14 protein-coding genes are annotated in these 16,849 nt (G+C 56.5%); 10 read left to right on the forward strand and 4 right to left on the reverse strand.

From position 1 onward, the window contains the following. Nucleotides 1-100 precede the first annotated feature (100 nt). From pepA to DEU53_RS18870, 4 genes are all read left to right on the forward strand, one after another. Nucleotides 101-1,612, forward strand: coding sequence for a leucyl aminopeptidase (gene pepA / locus DEU53_RS18850; protein WP_101762227.1), 1,512 nt, complete (start codon nucleotides 101-103; stop codon nucleotides 1,610-1,612). Nucleotides 1,613-1,784: 172 nt separating this feature from the next. Beyond that, the gene (locus tag DEU53_RS18860; protein WP_110868052.1) at nucleotides 1,785-2,246 is read left to right on the forward strand and encodes a DNA polymerase III subunit chi; all 462 of its coding nucleotides are present in this window, start codon (nucleotides 1,785-1,787) and stop codon (nucleotides 2,244-2,246) included. A gap of 2 nt (nucleotides 2,247-2,248) precedes the next feature. Beyond that, a complete protein-coding gene (locus DEU53_RS18865) occupies nucleotides 2,249-5,104 on the forward strand; it encodes a valine--tRNA ligase (RefSeq protein ID WP_101762228.1) in 2,856 nt (951 codons plus the stop codon). 66 nt (nucleotides 5,105-5,170) lie between these two features. Further along, a complete protein-coding gene (locus tag DEU53_RS18870) occupies nucleotides 5,171-5,674 on the forward strand; it encodes a GNAT family N-acetyltransferase (protein WP_110868053.1) in 504 nt (167 codons plus the stop codon). Between the two features lie 163 nt (nucleotides 5,675-5,837). On the opposite strand, the gene DEU53_RS18875 is transcribed toward DEU53_RS18870, so the two are convergent. Next, nucleotides 5,838-6,599, reverse strand: coding sequence for a tRNA-(ms[2]io[6]A)-hydroxylase (locus DEU53_RS18875; protein WP_101762230.1), 762 nt, complete (start codon nucleotides 6,597-6,599; stop codon nucleotides 5,838-5,840). 60 nt (nucleotides 6,600-6,659) lie between these two features. Further along, nucleotides 6,660-7,082, reverse strand: a complete 423-nt coding sequence (rraB, locus tag DEU53_RS18880) for a ribonuclease E inhibitor RraB (RefSeq protein ID WP_008104254.1) — start codon at nucleotides 7,080-7,082, stop codon at nucleotides 6,660-6,662. A 161-nt stretch (nucleotides 7,083-7,243) separates the two neighbouring features. Between rraB and argF the strand changes: the two genes are divergently transcribed. The 4 genes from argF to ridA all read left to right on the forward strand — a co-directional run bounded on the left by argF (nucleotide 7,244) and on the right by ridA (nucleotide 10,371). After that, on the forward strand, nucleotides 7,244-8,251 hold the full coding sequence (gene argF / locus DEU53_RS18885) for an ornithine carbamoyltransferase (protein ID WP_110868054.1): 1,008 nt from the start codon (nucleotides 7,244-7,246) through the stop codon (nucleotides 8,249-8,251). A 244-nt stretch (nucleotides 8,252-8,495) separates the two neighbouring features. Further along, nucleotides 8,496-9,431, forward strand: coding sequence for an aspartate carbamoyltransferase (gene pyrB, locus DEU53_RS18890; RefSeq protein ID WP_101762233.1), 936 nt, complete (start codon nucleotides 8,496-8,498; stop codon nucleotides 9,429-9,431). A 10-nt stretch (nucleotides 9,432-9,441) separates the two neighbouring features. Continuing rightward, nucleotides 9,442-9,906: an aspartate carbamoyltransferase regulatory subunit gene (pyrI, locus tag DEU53_RS18895; protein WP_007886734.1), complete on the forward strand. Its 465-nt coding sequence runs from the start codon at nucleotides 9,442-9,444 to the stop codon at nucleotides 9,904-9,906. Between the two features lie 78 nt (nucleotides 9,907-9,984). Further along, nucleotides 9,985-10,371: a 2-iminobutanoate/2-iminopropanoate deaminase gene (ridA, locus tag DEU53_RS18900; RefSeq protein WP_061718232.1), complete on the forward strand. Its 387-nt coding sequence runs from the start codon at nucleotides 9,985-9,987 to the stop codon at nucleotides 10,369-10,371. Between the two features lie 156 nt (nucleotides 10,372-10,527). On the opposite strand, the gene DEU53_RS18910 is transcribed toward ridA, so the two are convergent. Beyond that, nucleotides 10,528-12,912, reverse strand: a complete 2,385-nt coding sequence (locus DEU53_RS18910) for a beta-N-acetylhexosaminidase (RefSeq protein ID WP_110868055.1) — start codon at nucleotides 12,910-12,912, stop codon at nucleotides 10,528-10,530. Nucleotides 12,913-13,180: 268 nt separating this feature from the next. On the opposite strand from DEU53_RS18910, the gene nrdD reads away from it, so the two are divergent. Together nrdD and nrdG are read left to right on the forward strand one after the other, a co-directional pair. Further along, a complete protein-coding gene (nrdD, locus tag DEU53_RS18915; protein ID WP_110868056.1) occupies nucleotides 13,181-15,319 on the forward strand; it encodes an anaerobic ribonucleoside-triphosphate reductase in 2,139 nt (712 codons plus the stop codon). After that, nucleotides 15,316-15,882 carry an anaerobic ribonucleoside-triphosphate reductase-activating protein gene (gene nrdG / locus DEU53_RS18920; protein WP_110868057.1) on the forward strand — a complete coding sequence of 189 codons (567 nt, stop codon included), beginning with the start codon at nucleotides 15,316-15,318 and terminating at the stop codon, nucleotides 15,880-15,882. Before nrdD ends, nrdG begins: the two co-directional genes overlap by 4 nt. Here the strand turns inward: nrdG and DEU53_RS18925 are convergent. Continuing rightward, the gene (locus DEU53_RS18925) at nucleotides 15,775-16,809 is read right to left on the reverse strand and encodes a permease (RefSeq protein ID WP_110868058.1); all 1,035 of its coding nucleotides are present in this window, start codon (nucleotides 16,807-16,809) and stop codon (nucleotides 15,775-15,777) included. The two genes, nrdG and DEU53_RS18925, sit on opposite strands and share 108 nt — an antisense overlap. Between the last annotated feature and the right edge of the window lie 40 nt (nucleotides 16,810-16,849).

Raw genomic sequence — 16,849 nt, forward strand, 5'->3', positions numbered from 1 at the left:
GGCGTTGAATTGTCATGGCGTCGCAACGAATTAATGAGTTACGAGCGCGCTACATTCTAACGACAGCCAAGGCCGTTGTCTTTAAGATTCAGGAGAGTGCATGGAGTTCAGTGTAAAAAGCGGTAGCCCGGAAAAACAGCGTAGCGCCTGCATTGTTGTTGGCGTTTTCGAACCGCGCCGTTTGTCACCCATTGCTGAGCAGCTGGATAAAATCAGCGATGGCTACATCAGCGCCCTGCTGCGCCGCGGTGAACTGGAAGGAAAAGTGGGCCAAACGCTGCTGCTGCACCATGTGCCGAATATCCTCTCCGAACGCATCCTGCTGATCGGCTGCGGTAAAGAGCGCGAGCTTGATGAGCGCCAGTATAAGCAGGTCATTCAGAAGACAATCAATACTTTGAACGACACCGGCTCAATGGAAGCGGTGTGCTTCCTGACTGAACTGCACGTCAAAGGTCGCAATACTTACTGGAAAGTGCGTCAGGCGGTCGAAACCTCTAAAGAAGCGCTCTACAACTTTGATCAGCTGAAAAGCAACAAAGTCGAGCCGCGCCGTCCGCTGCGTAAACTGGTGTTCAACGTGCCGACCCGCCGTGAACTTACCAGCGGCGAGCGTGCCATTCAGCATGGTTTGGCCGTAGCTGCCGGTGTGAAAGCCGCCAAAGATCTTAGCAATATGCCGCCAAATATTTGTAACGCCGCGTATCTGGCGTCGCAGGCGCGTCAGCTGGCGGATGCGTACAGCAAAAATGTCACCACCCGCGTCATCGGCGAACAGCAGATGAAAGAGTTGGGGATGAACGCCTATCTGGCGGTTGGCGCAGGTTCGCACAATGAATCGCTGATGTCGGTGATTGAGTACAAAGGCAATCACGATCCTGAAGCGCGCCCCATCGTGCTGGTTGGCAAAGGCTTAACCTTTGATTCCGGCGGTATCTCGATCAAACCGGCCGATTCCATGGATGAGATGAAGTACGACATGTGCGGTGCGGCGTCCGTTTACGGCGTGATGCGCATGGTGGCGGAACTGAATTTACCGCTGAACGTGGTGGGCGTGCTGGTGGGCTGTGAAAACATGCCTGATGGCAAATCGATGCGTCCGGGCGACGTGCTGACCACTATGTCAGGTCAAACCGTTGAAGTGCTGAATACCGATGCCGAAGGCCGTCTGGTGCTGTGCGATGCGCTGACCTACGTTGAACGCTTCGAGCCAGAAGTGGTGATTGACGTGGCCACGCTGACCGGTGCCTGCGTGATTGCGCTGGGTCATCATGTCAGCGGTTTGATGTCGAACCACAATCCGCTGGCGCACGAGCTGATCAGCGCATCTGAGCAGTCCGGCGACCGCGCCTGGCGTCTGCCGATGGCGGATGAGTATCAGGAGCAGCTGGAATCCAACTTTGCTGATATGGCGAACATTGGCGGCCGTCCTGGCGGTGCGATTACCGCCGCCTGCTTCCTCGCGCGCTTTGCGCGTAAGTTTAACTGGGCGCACCTGGATATCGCCGGTACCGCATGGCGTTCCGGTAAAGCCAAAGGCGCAACCGGCCGTCCGGTACCGCTGCTGTCGCAGTTCCTGCTGAATCGCGCAGGGTTGAACGGCGACGATTGATTTGGTGATGGCTGTCCCCCATCCCGGCCTTCCCCCACAAGTGGGGGAAGGAGACGCTGCTACATGCGAATTCACAACTAACATAGGGCAGCATCTTCCTCCCCCACTTGTGGGGGAGGACCGAGGAAGGGGACAGCAAGCACCCAGCCCCCCCTCTCATCCAAAGGATCCAATGAAAAACGCCACTTTCTATGTGATGGAGTCTGAGAGCGCCGGCGATGGTCTAACCGCCATCGAAGCGTTGGTGTGCTCTCTTGCCGAAACACGCTGGCGTGACGGCAAACGCATCCTGATTGCCTGTGAAAACGAAGAACAAGCCAATCGGCTGGATGAAGCGCTCTGGCAACTTCCGGCTAACGCCTTTGTGCCGCACAACCTGGCTGGAGAAGGCCCGCGCTACGGCGCTCCGGTTGAGCTGGCCTGGCCACAGCGTCGCGGTAGTTCACCGCGCGATCTGCTGATCAGCCTTCTGCCACAGTTCGCAGATTTTGCTACTGGTTTCCATGAAGTGATAGACTTCGTTCCTTATGAAGAATCTCTAAAACAACTGGCGCGCGATCGCTACAAAGCCTATCGCAGCGTTGGTTTCCAATTGAATACGGCGACGCCACCCTCGCCGCAAACGACAGTGTAGAAATGGAAAAGACATATAACCCGCAAGATATCGAGCAGCCGCTCTACGAGCACTGGGAACAGCAGGGCTACTTTAAACCGAATGGCGATACCAGCCAGGAAAGCTTTTGCATCATGATCCCGCCGCCAAACGTCACCGGCAGCTTGCATATGGGTCACGCTTTCCAGCAGACCATCATGGATACCATGATTCGCTACCAGCGCATGCAGGGTAAAAATACCTTGTGGCAGGCCGGTACCGATCACGCCGGTATCGCTACGCAGATGGTGGTAGAACGCAAAATTGCCGCTGAAGAGGGCAAAACGCGCCAGGATTATGGCCGCGATGCATTCATCGACAAAATCTGGCAGTGGAAAGCGGAATCCGGCGGCACCATTACTCGCCAGATGCGTCGTCTCGGCAACTCGGTTGACTGGGAGCGCGAGCGCTTCACCATGGACGAAGGTCTGTCCAACGCAGTGCGCGAAGTGTTTGTCCGCCTGTACAAAGAGAACCTGATTTACCGTGGCAAACGCCTGGTAAACTGGGATCCAAAACTGCGTACCGCAATCTCCGATCTGGAAGTTGAAAATCGCGAGAGCAAAGGCTCGATGTGGCACATTCGCTATCCGCTGGCTGACGGCGTGAAAACCGCTGAAGGCAAAGATTATCTGGTGGTGGCGACTACGCGTCCGGAAACCCTGCTGGGCGATACCGGCGTCGCGGTTAACCCGGAAGATCCGCGTTATAAAGATCTGATCGGCAAAGAGCTGATCCTGCCGCTGGTGAACCGTCGTATTCCGATCGTTGGCGATGAACACGCTGATATGGAAAAAGGCACCGGCTGCGTGAAGATCACGCCTGCGCATGACTTCAACGACTACGAAGTGGGTCGTCGTCATAAGCTGCCGATGATCAACATTCTGACCTTTGATGGCGACATCCGCGAGCGCGCGGAAGTGTTCGACACCAATGGCGAAGTCAGCGACGCGTGCGCAGACGACATCCCGGCACAGTTCCAGAAAATGGAGCGTTTCGCCGCGCGTAAAGCGATGGTTGCCGCCATTGATGAGATTGGCCTGCTGGAAGAGATCAAACCGCACGACCTCACCGTGCCTTACGGCGATCGCGGCGGCGTGGTCATCGAGCCAATGCTGACCGACCAATGGTATGTGCGCACCGCACCGCTGGCGAAAGTCGCGGTTGAAGCGGTAGAAAACGGCGATATCCAGTTCGTGCCGAAGCAGTACGAAAACATGTACTTCTCATGGATGCGTGACATTCAGGATTGGTGTATTTCACGTCAGCTGTGGTGGGGACACCGCATCCCAGCATGGTACGACAACGACGGCAACGTCTATGTTGGCCGCACCGAGGACGAAGTGCGTCAGGAAAACAATCTGGCTGCCGATGTGGCGCTGCGCCAGGATGACGACGTGCTGGATACCTGGTTCTCGTCCGGTCTGTGGACCTTCTCGACGCTGGGCTGGCCGGAGAACACCGAAGCGCTGCGTACCTTCCATCCAACCAGCGTGCTGGTGAGCGGCTTCGACATCATCTTCTTCTGGATTGCGCGCATGATCATGCTGACCATGCACTTTATCAAAGATGAAAACGGCAAGCCGCAGGTGCCGTTCAAAACCGTTTATATGACCGGTTTGATCCGCGATGAAGAAGGCCAGAAGATGTCCAAGTCGAAAGGTAACGTCATCGATCCGCTGGATATGATTGACGGCATTTCGCTGGAAGATCTGCTGGAGAAACGTACCGGCAACATGATGCAGCCGCAGCTGGCTGAGAAGATCCGCAAACGTACCGAAAAGCAGTTCCCGGACGGCATCGTGCCTTCAGGTACCGATGCGCTGCGCTTCACCCTTGCCGCGCTGGCTTCTACCGGTCGTGACATCAACTGGGATATGAAGCGCCTCGAAGGCTACCGCAACTTCTGCAACAAGTTGTGGAACGCCAGCCGCTTCGTGCTGATGAATACCGAAGAGCAGGATTGCGGACAAAACGGCGGCGAAATGAAGCTGTCGCTGGCGGATCGCTGGATTCTGAGCGAATTCAACCGCAGCGTAAAAGCCTACCGTGAAGCGCTGGATAACTATCGCTTTGATATCGCGGCCAACATTCTGTACGACTTCACCTGGAACCAGTTCTGTGACTGGTATCTGGAGTTGACCAAGCCGGTGATGACCAGCGGTAGCGAAGCGGAACTGCGCGGTACGCGTAATACGCTGGTCACCGTGCTGGAAGCGCTGCTGCGTCTGGCGCACCCGATCATTCCTTACATCACCGAAACCATCTGGCAGCGTGTGAAAGGCCTGAAAAACATCGATCACGATACCATCATGCTGCAGCCGTTCCCGCAGTATGACGCGGCGAAAGAGGATGCCGAAGCGCAAGCCGATATCGAGTGGATGAAGCAGGCGATCGTCGCGGTACGTAATATCCGTGCTGAGATGAACATCGCACCAAGCAAGCCGCTCGACGTGCTGCTGCGTGACTGCTCTGCCGCCGCGCAGCGTCGCGTCGAAGAGAACCGCACCTTCCTGTCGCGTCTGGCGCGTCTGGAAAGCCTGACCATTCTGCCTGCAGGCGAGAAAGGCCCGGTTTCGGTCACCAAGATTGTTGAAGGCGCTGAGTTGCTGATTCCGATGGCGGATCTGGTCAACAAAGAAGCCGAGCTGGAGCGTCTGGCGAAAGAGCTGGTGAAACTTGATGTCGAAATTGAGAAGATCCAGACCAAGCTGGCGAACGAAGGCTTTGTCTCACGTGCGCCGGAAGCGGTTGTCGCCAAAGAGCGTGAGCGCGTGGCTGAGCTTGAGCAATCAAAAGCAAAACTGTTTGAACAGCAGGGCGTGATTGCGGCATTGTAAGCGCTTCAGTCCAACTGCTTAATCGAAGCCGGGCACTGCCCGGCTTTTTTATACCGGAAGATAATGATGACCAGCGACGCTCCCATCAATTTAAAGGTGCGCCCCATTTCAGCCGCCGATAACCCGCTGATTGCGCAGGTGATCCGTGATGTGTCAGCCGAATTTGGCCTGACGGCGGATAAAGGCTACACCGTGTCCGATCCCCATCTCGATCGCCTGTTCGAACTCTACAGCGAAGCCAACAGCGCTTACTGGATTGTGGAACATGATGGTGTGGTGGTGGGCGGCGGCGGCGTTGCACCGCTGGCCTGTAGCGCGCCGGATATCTGTGAGCTGCAGAAAATGTATTTCCTGCCGCAGGTGCGCGGCTTAGGTCTGGCGCGCGATCTGGCGCTGCGTGCCATGGAATTCGCCCGTCAGCAGGGCTTTCAGCGCTGCTATCTGGAAACCACCGGCAGTTTGACGCGTGCGATTAAGTTGTATGAGTCGTTGGGGTTCGAGCTGATTGAGAGCGCGATGGGTTGTACCGGGCATGTGGATTGTGAAGTGCGGATGCTGAAGGTGTTGTGATTTGATGTGCTCGCTGTGATGTGCTCGCTGTCCCCCTCCTCGGTCCTCCCCCATAAATGGGGGAGGAAGATGCTGCCACATGTCAGCGTTGAAGCTGCATGTGGCAGCATCTCCTTCCCCCGCTAGCGGGGGAAGGCCGGGATGGGGGACAGCGCGCACAAACCTAAACCGCCGGCACTCCACTATGAAACCGCAGTTCGCCATCCGGCTCGCTGATTAAGCGCGCTTCTGCCTCGCCAAACACCTGCACGCGAGGCGCAATCTCCTTCGGCGAAATCTGCTGCGCCAGCTTCAGGTAATCCTGATAGTGACGCGCTTCCGAGCGCAGCAGCGAAATATAGAACTTCTCCAGTTGCTCATCCAGATACGGCGCCAGGCTGGCGAAACGTTCGCAGGATCGCGCTTCGATGTACGCCCCGCAAATTAGCTTATCCACCAGCGCTTCCGGCTCGTATGTGCGAATCTCGCGAATCAAACCTTTGGCATAGCGGCTGGCAGTGATTTTGCGATACGGCAAACCGCGCGACTGCATGATTTCCCACACCTGATAGAAGTGGTGCAGCTCCTCTTTCACCAGCAGCACCATCATCTCCACCAAATCATCGGCCCACGGCAGCTCGTTGCGCACGATAATGCTTTTGGTCAGATTCTTGTGGGCATTGATAAAGTTACCGTCCTGCTCGTCGCGGTAGATAAAATCTTCATACGGCTTGAGCCACGCCAGAATGGCATCACCACTTGGCTTATCCGCCACGTATTTACGGATGATGAACACCGCGGTTTGCGCGGCTTTCAATTCACAAACCATGTGATCGGTGAGCAGCAACGTCAGATTTTCCGGCTTGCGCGCTTCATCAATCCACGCTTGTGGCGTGCGGCAATGCAGGAATTGATAGATCGGTTCTAATAGCGGAGCGTAATTCATGGGCAGTCTTTTGTCTTACGGGGAAACGTGTTCAGGGCGGCGAGTGCCGCCCATTAATGCTTAGTGACGCACACCGTTGTCTTCTTCGTCGTCGATGAACTCGCCATCGTCGTCTTCATCTTCGGCATCAGGATCTTCAAAGTAGGTGCCCCAACCGTCGTAATCGACGTTGTAGCTGCCCGCCAGATTCACCAGCTGCTCAACCTGCGCATCAATCAGCTCTGGCTTCAACGCGCCTTCGCTCAGGATATCCACACACATTACGGTGGTGCCGTCTTCCAGCTCCAGCTCTTCTGGCTCGCTCACTTCGTAGCCCAGCTTGAAGGCATCAACCGCCACCTTCTCCAGCGAGTCGAAGTTGTTGCAGGAGAGATGATGCTCAATAGTGTAAAGCGCATCTGGATCGCTGCCGTCTTCCAGCAACTCTTCAATGATCAGTCGCGTCTCTTCGCGCTGTTCTTCCAGCAATGCTTCATATGCCATGGGTGTGTCCTCAAATATTCGGCTGAATTCAATTATTTTCCCACACTGCCTCGCGCGCCACTACACAAAACAACAAGTTTCTTAACGCTGGGGTTGAAAATGCATATTCATACGGTTAGATTGAATTTTAATTCATTTAATGTAGTCATCCGGAGCGCTGTATGAGTCAGCTACATCAAAGACATTTCCTGAGATTGCTGGATTTCACCCCAGCCGAAATCGATTCTCTGCTGAGTCTGGCAGGTGAATTAAAACACGCAAAGAAAAATGCCAGCGAAACGCAGTACCTGAAAGGCAAAAACATCGCGCTCATCTTCGAAAAAGACTCGACTCGTACCCGATGCTCTTTCGAAGTTGCCGCTTACGATCAGGGCGCTAACGTCACCTATCTCGGCCCAAGCGGCAGCCAAATCGGCCATAAAGAGTCGATGAAAGACACCGCGCGCGTGCTGGGACGCATGTATGACGGTATTCAGTATCGCGGCTACGGCCAGGAACTGGTGGAAACCTTAGCGGAATTCGCTGGCGTGCCGGTGTGGAACGGCCTGACCACCGAATTCCACCCCACGCAACTGCTGGCCGATATGCTGACAATGCAGGAGCATCTGCCGGGTAAATCGCTGAATGAAATGACGCTGGTTTACGTCGGCGATGCACGCAACAACATGGGCAACAGCATGCTGGAAGCCGCTGCGCTGGTCGGCATGGATCTGCGTCTGGTGGCGCCAAAAGGCTGCTGGCCGGAAGCGGAACTGGTGGAGCAATGCCGCGTGGCCGCACAGCAAACCGGTGGCAAAATCACCCTGACCGAAGATATCGCCGAAGGCGTGCAAGGTGCCGACTTCATCTACACGGATGTGTGGGTGTCGATGGGCGAAGCCAAATCGGTGTGGGAAGATCGCATCGCCCTGCTGCGTCCTTATCAGGTTAATAGCGCGATGCTGGCGCTGACCGGCAATCCGCAGGTGAAGTTCCTGCACTGCTTACCGGCCTTCCATGACGATAAAACCACGCTGGGCCGTCAAATGGCCGAGCAGCACGGTTTGCACGATGGCATGGAAGTGAGTAATGAGGTGTTTGAATCTGCGCACAGCATCGTTTTTGATCAGGCTGAAAACCGCATGCACACCATTAAAGCGGTGATGGTCGCGACGCTCGGCAAGCTATGATTGGTGGCGCCGCAAACGTTTACCTCGCGCGCGATATTTGCTTGATGCAAATCAGTAAATGCGTATAATGCGGCCCAATTTGCCGGAGGAAACATGCAACAGCGCAGCGCACAATTTGACGCTCAACGACGCCTGACAGCGGGCGGCGCATCTGTTTCTTTCCGTCATCAATCGATCGTAAAAAAAGCCCCTTAAGCAGGGGCTTTTTTTTTGTCCGCAATCCGGCAGCGCAGAGGAGAACGCTATGGCCAACCCGCTATATCGCAAGCACATCATTTCCATCAACGATCTCAACCGCGACGAGCTGGAGCTGGTGCTGCATACCGCTGCCCAGCTGAAAGCCAATCCCCAGCCGGAGCTGCTGAAACACAATGTGATCGCCAGCTGCTTCTTTGAGGCTTCAACGCGTACGCGTTTGTCGTTTGAAACCGCGATGCATCGTCTCGGCGCGTCGGTAGTGGGCTTCGCCGACGGTAGCAACACCTCGCTCGGCAAGAAAGGCGAAACCCTCGCCGATACCATTTCGGTGATTGGGACTTACGTTGATGCCATCGTGATGCGTCATCCGCAGGAAGGCGCCGCGCGTCTGGCGACGGAATTCTCCGGCGGCATTCCGATTCTCAACGCCGGTGATGGCGCTAACCAGCATCCAACGCAAACGCTGCTCGATCTCTTCACCATCCGAGAAACGCAAAATCGCCTGGATAACCTGAATGTGGCAATGGTCGGCGACCTGAAATATGGCCGCACCGTGCATTCACTGACGCAGGCGCTGGCGAAGTTTGATGGCAACCGCTTCTTCTTTATCGCGCCGGATGCGCTGGCGATGCCGGCGTACATCACCGATATGCTGGATGAGCAGAACATTGCCTGGTCGCGCCACGACACCATCGAAGAAGTGATGCCACAACTCGATATTCTGTATATGACGCGCGTGCAGAAAGAGCGCCTCGATCCGTCGGAATACGCCAACGTCAAAGCGCAGTTCATCCTGCGCGCCGCTGATTTAGCCGGTGCGCGCGACAACATGAAAGTGCTGCATCCGCTGCCGCGTATCGACGAGATCACCACCGACGTGGATAGCACGCCGCACGCCTGGTATTTTCAGCAGGCTGGAAATGGCATCTTCGCTCGCCAGGCGCTGCTGGCGCTGGTACTGAATCGCGAACTGGCACTGTAAGGAGAAAGCGATGACTCACGATAATAAATTGCAGGTTGAAGCCATCAAACGCGGCACGGTGATTGACCATATCCCGGCGCAGGTCGGCTTTAAGTTACTTTCGCTGTTTCGTCTGACCGAAACCGATCAGCGCATCACCATCGGCCTTAACTTGCCGTCGGGCGAGATGGGCCGTAAAGATCTGATCAAGATCGAAAATACCTTCCTGACCGACGATCAGATCAATCAGTTGGCGGTTTATGCGCCGCTCGCCACGGTAAACCGCATTGACGAATACGAAGTGGTGGCGAAGATCGCCCCCACCTTGCCGGATCGTATTGACCGCGTGCTGACCTGCCCGAACAGCAACTGTATCAGCCGTAACGAGCCGGTGTTCACCAGTTTTGCGGTGAAAAAGCGCGAAGATGATGTGCATCTGAAGTGCAAATATTGCGAGAAAGAGTTCGCGCGCCACGTGGTGCTCGGTCACTGGTAATCGCCCGCGTCGTCCCTATAATGGGACGATTCATTTCGCGGCGGACATCGGTCGGCCGCGCACTTTCAAGGAGAAACAATGTCTCGCGAAATCAGTACTTCAAACGCACCCGCAGCGATTGGCCCTTACGTGCAGGGCGTGGATCTCGGCAGCATGATCATCACTTCAGGCCAGATCCCGGTTGATCCGGCCACTGGCGCCGTTGCCGACGATGTTTCCGCGCAGGCACGTCAATCACTGGAAAATGTGAAGGCGATTGTCGAAGCCGCCGGCCTGAAAGTGGGCGATATCGTGAAAACCACCGTGTTTGTGAAGGATTTGAATGACTTCGCCACCGTGAACGCGACCTATGAAGCGTTCTTCACCGAGCACAACGCCAGCTTCCCGGCGCGTTCGTGCGTGGAAGTGGCGCGCCTGCCGAAAGATGTGAAGATTGAGATTGAGGCGATTGCGGTACGTCGTTGATTTGGTTGGTTGGTGCTGGCTGTCCCCCATCCCGGCCTTCCCCCGCAAGCGGGGGAAGGAGATGCTGCCACATGCAGCTTCATCACTGACATATGGCAGCCTCTTCCTCCCCCATTTATGGGGGAGGACCGAGGAGGGGGACAGCCAGCACAATATTTATTTAAACGATCGCAACAACCTCTCCAGCGGCCGCACCAGCGCCAGCACTGTTTCATCCTGCACCTGCGCTGCCGCATCCAGTTGTGAATGCATCTGCGCCACCTCACCTGCGCCATACGCCTGATTACGTTCCAGCGCATTGACCAAATCCAGTCCCATCCGGCTCAACTCTGCTACTTGCTGTACTTGCTGCTGCAGCGGCTTGAGCTGATAGCTGCCCAGAATTAGCGGCATCACCGCATCGCTGTTGTTCTGCCAGCGCTGCAATTGCTGACGGATGGCATGCGCCGCCGCATGATCGGCGCGATTGGCGATCAAGCGATCCACCTGCTTATCCAGCACACGCACCGCGTTGCTCTCGGCAGGCAACACATCCGCCAAACGATTGAGCGGTTCAAAATAGTCGTAATGTCCCGCCTGAAATTTCAGATGCTGGCGCGTGTAGTACTGCGCTGGCTCCAGCACTTCGGCCAATATGCGCAGCGGCGTGATGTCGCTGCTGTTCGCCAGTCGCATCATCTGCACTTCAGCCTGCTGATGCTGCTGCAAGCCGACTGAAACAGTGCCCCAGCGATCCACCGCGCTCAGGCGCTGATACATGTTATCGCTGTCGGTGACATCCTGCGCCGACCATAACCGCTCCGCCACCACAAAGGCGCGCGGCCACAGGCGTGTATCGATTACCCGGCTGTTAACATTCTCCGCCCACAGCGCCGCTTCGCCGCCAATCAGGTTGTTCTGCATCTGTTGCGGCGTCGGCAGCGATGGCGCAATGCCGGCTGGCACCTGCGGCAACTTGCTGCCTTCTGCGGGATAGCGCACGTTGCCCACCAGCATATAACCGGTCAGCTTGTCTTGCGTTAGCGTCACCATCGGCTGGAATGGCCCCATCCACGTATCGACGCTGAACGTCAGCTGTGTGGGCGACAGCCAGCGGATATCACTGATCATGCGACGCGCTTTGCCGCTGAAATCGATAAAGCCGCGCCAGCCTTTTTTCCCTTCTATCAGGGTAAAGCTGCCTTTCAGCGCGCTGCCTTTCAAACGCGGCATGGTGAATTGCCAGCTCTGCGCCTGCTCACCTGCCTGCACCTGATCCGCGCCGTTAAGCCCCTGCGGCCAGGGTTCATTGCGATAGTGATAGGCGGCGGTTTGCGGCTGATCGAGATAGAAACCGGTGGAGAGAATGCCGCGAAAGTCGTTTTTCGCCACCGTGCCCAACGCATCCTGTCCTTGCCACGATTGAATCAGAATGCTTTTAGGCAGATCAGGATGGTAAACCTCATCCCAGCCGATCATGCGGCGCTGATGCGCTTCGAGGATTTTCTCAACGCGCTGATTAAACCAGGCTTGCAGCGCATGCGTATCCTTTAAACCGTGGTCGCGCATAAACTGCTGAATGCGTGTGGAATCATTCCACTGGGTTGGATCAACCTCATCACCGCCAATGTGGATGTAGGGATCGGGGAAGATCGCCGTCACTTCGCCCATTAAGGTGTCGATAAAGCGAAATACCGCTTCGTTGCTGGGATCGAGCAGCGGCTTAAACACGCCCCAGCCGCGCTCCATCTGATACGGTCCCGGCGCGCTCATTAACTCCGGCATCGCTACTGCTATCGCCGACGCATGACCGGGCAGATCGATTTCCGGTACCACGCGTACGCCGCGCTGCGTGGCGTAGCGCACCACATCGCGCATCTGCTGCTGCGTGTAGTACAAGCCGTCACTGGCTTTCTCCTGCAGCTGCGGATAGTGGCTGGAGGCAAATCGCCAACCTTGATCGTCGGTTAAGTGCCAGTGAAACACGTTCATACGCGCGGCGGCGATGCCGTCGATTTGTCGTTTCACGGTTTCAATTGGCAGGAAGTGGCGCGCCGAATCGATCAGCACGCCGCGCCACGGAAAGCGCGGTTTGTCATCAATGGTGACGTAGGGAATTTCGGTGCCGTTTTCGGTGTTTTCAATCAGCTGCAGTACGGTTTCCATGCCGCGCATCGCGCCAAAGCGCGTGTTGGCTTTCAGCAAGACGCCATCGCTGTTAACCAGCAGATGATAACTTTCGTCGCTGTCTGGTTGGGGAAGCGGATCAACCGCCTGCGCGATTTGTACCTGAATGCTGGGATGATCGCTGGATGCGCTGGCCGGCAGCAGCGGCCAGCCGGTTTGCCGCGCAATGCGCGCGCGCCAGCGCGATTCAGCACCTTCCAGATGATCGCCCGAGATATGCAACGTGAGCTGCGGTGTTAACGCATACGCCCCGCCGCCGCCTGGCTGGACAACGCTTTGTGGCCACGGCATCAGCGGTAAATCTCCAGCCGGCGCGGCGAAGGCGGAAAAAGTCATGGATAAACAACAGGCAAGCAGAGTTCTTTGCAATGGCATCTGGGCATCCTTGTAAATGAAACAACGGACCAAAATGGGCAAAAGGCCCATTAAACCTGTTTCGCATTGCAAAGCAAGTGGCCGCAAACTGAAATCAAGGCGGGTTAATACTTTTGTATTTTAGCCAGATTAACCATTGCGCGGCTTTCATTCCTGGTTGTGGCTTCTTTGTTGTAGGTCAAACCGCCGGCGATTAATCTCAGCGCAAACACCACATATAGCGATTAAACTCCTTAAAATTATCTACATATAGTTTCATGGAGAAGAAATGGCGACGGTGGTGATTAAGCGTGACGGCTGCAGAGTGCCGTTTGATGCGCAGCGGATCGAGGCGGCAGTCAACGCGGCTGCAGCTGCGGTACAAATCGATGATACGGCGTGGTGCGCGCAAGTGGCGGCGCAGGTCAGTCAACAGCTGGCTGACAAGGCTGAAGTGGATATCCGCGACATTCAGTGTGCGGTGGAAGAGACGCTAATGAGCGGACGCTGGCCGCAGCTGGCGCGTGCCTACATCGAATATCGCCATGACCGCGATTTAGCACGCGAGCAGCGCGGTAAACTGCATCACGCTATTCGCGGTTTAGTGGAGCAAACCAACGCCGCACTGCTCAATGAAAACGCGAATAAAGACAGTAAAGTGATTCCCACCCAGCGCGATTTGCTGGCTGGCATCGTCGCCAAACATTACGCTCAGCAGCAACTCTTGCCACGCGATGTGGTGCTGGCGCATGAACGTGGTGACATCCACTATCACGATCTCGACTATTCCCCGTTCTTCCCGATGTTTAACTGCATGCTAATCGATCTGCACGGCATGCTGACCCACGGTTTTAAGATGGGCAACGCCGAGATCGAGCCGCCCAAATCAATCGCCACCGCCACGGCGGTGACCGCACAGATCATCGCGCAGGTCGCCAGCCACATTTACGGCGGCACCACCATCAATCGCATTGATGAAGTGCTGGCACCGTTCGTTACGCTCAGTCTGGAAAAACACCGCGCGGTGGCGCTGGAATGGCAGATTCCGGATGCCGAAGCCTATGCGCGCGTTCGCACCGAGAAAGAGTGCTACGACGCGTTTCAGTCGCTGGAATATGAAGTGAATACGCTGCACACCGCCAACGGCCAGACGCCGTTTGTCACCTTTGGCTTTGGCCTCGGCACCGACTGGGCCGCGCGCCTGATCCAGCAATCCATTCTGCGCAACCGCATTGCCGGATTGGGCAAAAATCACAAAACCGCGGTGTTCCCGAAACTGGTGTTTGCTATCCGCGAAGGCGTGAATCGTCGGCCTGCCGATGTTAATTACGATATCAAGCAACTGGCGTTAGAGTGCGCCAGCAAGCGCATGTATCCGGATATCCTCAACTACGAAAAAGTGGTGGAAGTGACCGGCTCGTTTAAAACCCCGATGGGCTGCCGTAGCTTTCTTGGCGTCTACGAGGAGAACGGCGAGCAGATTCACGAAGGCCGCAACAATATTGGCGTCATTAGCCTCAATCTGCCGCGTATCGCGCTGCAAGCTAAAGGCGATGAAGCGCAGTTCTGGCGCTTGCTCGATGAACGTCTGGCGCTGGCGAAACGTGCCTTAATGACGCGTATCGCCCGGTTGGAAAAAACCAAAGCGCGCGTAGCGCCGATTCTCTATATGGAAGGTGCCTGCGGCGTGCGCCTGAAAGCGGATGACGAAGTGGGCGCCATTTTCCGCAACGGCCGCGCCTCAATTTCCCTTGGCTACATCGGCTTGCATGAAACGCTGAATGCGCTGAGCGGCAACCAAGTGCATCCGTATGACGCCGATTACCTGCGGGAAAAAGGCGTGGCGATTGTCACGCACCTGCGCCGCGCGGTGGATGCGTGGAAAGCGGAAACCGGCTACGGCTTCAGCTTGTACAGCACGCCGAGCGAGAATCTGTGCGACCGCTTCTGTCGCCTCGATGCCGCAGAATTTGGCGTGGTGGCCGGCGTTACCGACAAAGGGTATTACACCAACAGCTTCCATCTCGACGTTGAGAAGAAGGTCAATCCGTACGACAAGATCGACTTTGAAGCGCCCTATCCCGCCATCGCTAACGGCGGATTCATCTGTTACGGCGAATATCCCAACATCCAGCACAACCTCAAGGCGCTCGAAGATGTCTGGGATTACAGCTATCACCGCGTGCCCTATTACGGCACCAACACGCCGATTGATGAGTGCTACGAATGCGGCTTTAGCGGCGAGTTCAGCTGCACCAGCAAAGGGTTTACCTGCCCATGCTGTGGTAATCACGATCCGGCGCGCGTGTCGGTGACGCGCCGCGTGTGTGGCTATCTCGGCAGCCCGGATGCGCGTCCGTTTAACGCCGGTAAGCAGCAAGAAGTACAGCGGCGCGTTAAACATCTGGAGACAGGAAAACTGGGATGATGCGCATCCACGGCTATTATCCGGTTGATATCGTTAACGGGCCCGGCACGCGCTGCACGCTGTTTGTCGCGGGCTGCGAACATCAATGTCGCGGCTGCTACAACCAAAGCACGTGGCGGCTGGATTCCGGCGTGCCGTTTACGCTGGAGATGGAAGAGCAGCTGATCGCCGATCTTAACGATCGGCGCATTGCGCGCCAGGGCTTGTCGCTGAGCGGCGGCGATCCGCTGCATCCGCACAACGTGCCGCATATACGTCGTCTGGTGAAACGCGTGCGGCGTGAGTGTCCGGATAAGGATATCTGGCTGTGGACCGGATATGAAATGGCGGAACTCAGCGCGGCGCAGCGCGAAGTGGTGGAGGAAATTGATGTGCTGATTGATGGACGCTTTATCGAAGCGGAGAAAGATGCGCGGCTGCTGTGGCGCGGCAGCCGCAATCAGAAGATTTGGTGGTTACGCCAGCCACAAAGCGAGCACGCCGAGCAGCATGCCGCTGCCTGCCACGCCGATCAGCGCGATCCACAGCGCCCGTGCGGGAAAGGCGCGATGCAGCATCAATAACGACGGCACACTCACGGCGGGCAGCGTGACTAATAACGCCAGCGCGGGCGCAATGCCCATGCCCGCCAGCATCATGGTCTGCACAATCGGGATTTCCGCGGCGGTAGGAATCACAAACAGGCAGCCGGCGATTGCCATCAACATCACCCAAAACAGCGTATTACCCACCGCGCCATCCGCGTGCGGGAACAGCCACACGCGCGCGGCGCCGAGCAACAATACCGCGACGATATACAGCGGAATGGTGTTGCAGAACAGTCGCCACATCACCCGCAGCCAGCGTGACAGAAACGGCTGTTCATCGCGGGCCGGGATAACGGGCGCGGTAACGGCTTGATCCGGCACGCTGCACTGCACCAGCCACGCGATGCCCAACACCATCATCAAACCTGCCACCAGCCGAATCGCCGCAAAATGCCAGCCGAGCACAAAGCCCATAAAAATCAGCGTGGCAGGATTGAGCAGCGGATTCGCCAGCCAGAACGCCATCGCCGCACCGCTGGAAACCTGTGACTGACGTAAGCCAGCGGTCACTGGTGCCGCACAGCAGCTGCACATCATGCCCGGCAAACCTAATCCAGTGCCCATCAGCGTCGAGCCAAAGCGTGAGCTGCCCATCAGACGCAGCAGCCAGGCGCGCGGAATCAGCACCTGCACCAACGATCCGAGGATCACCCCGAGCACGGCCGCTTTCCACACGGCGAGGAAATAGACCATGGCGTAATCAAGCGCCGCGCGCCGCGGTGAGTCCGCCGCATTGGCCAGAATCGATTTACCGATCGAATGCGTTTCGGCAGCAGTAAAGGCTTTGCCGTAATAAGGCTGCCATTTGACATACCACAGGCCGATTACTACCACGGCGAGGAACAGCAGCGGTTTCCACCAGGCGAAGCGTGTCGCCGGGGCATGAGAAGGGAGTTGGGTCATCACGGAATTCCGTATTCAACTGAATAACGATGCCGCGTTA

It is taken from the genome of Pantoea sp. AG1095, assembly GCF_003208415.1.
In the GTDB taxonomy this organism is placed as follows: domain Bacteria; phylum Pseudomonadota; class Gammaproteobacteria; order Enterobacterales; family Enterobacteriaceae; genus Pantoea; species Pantoea leporis.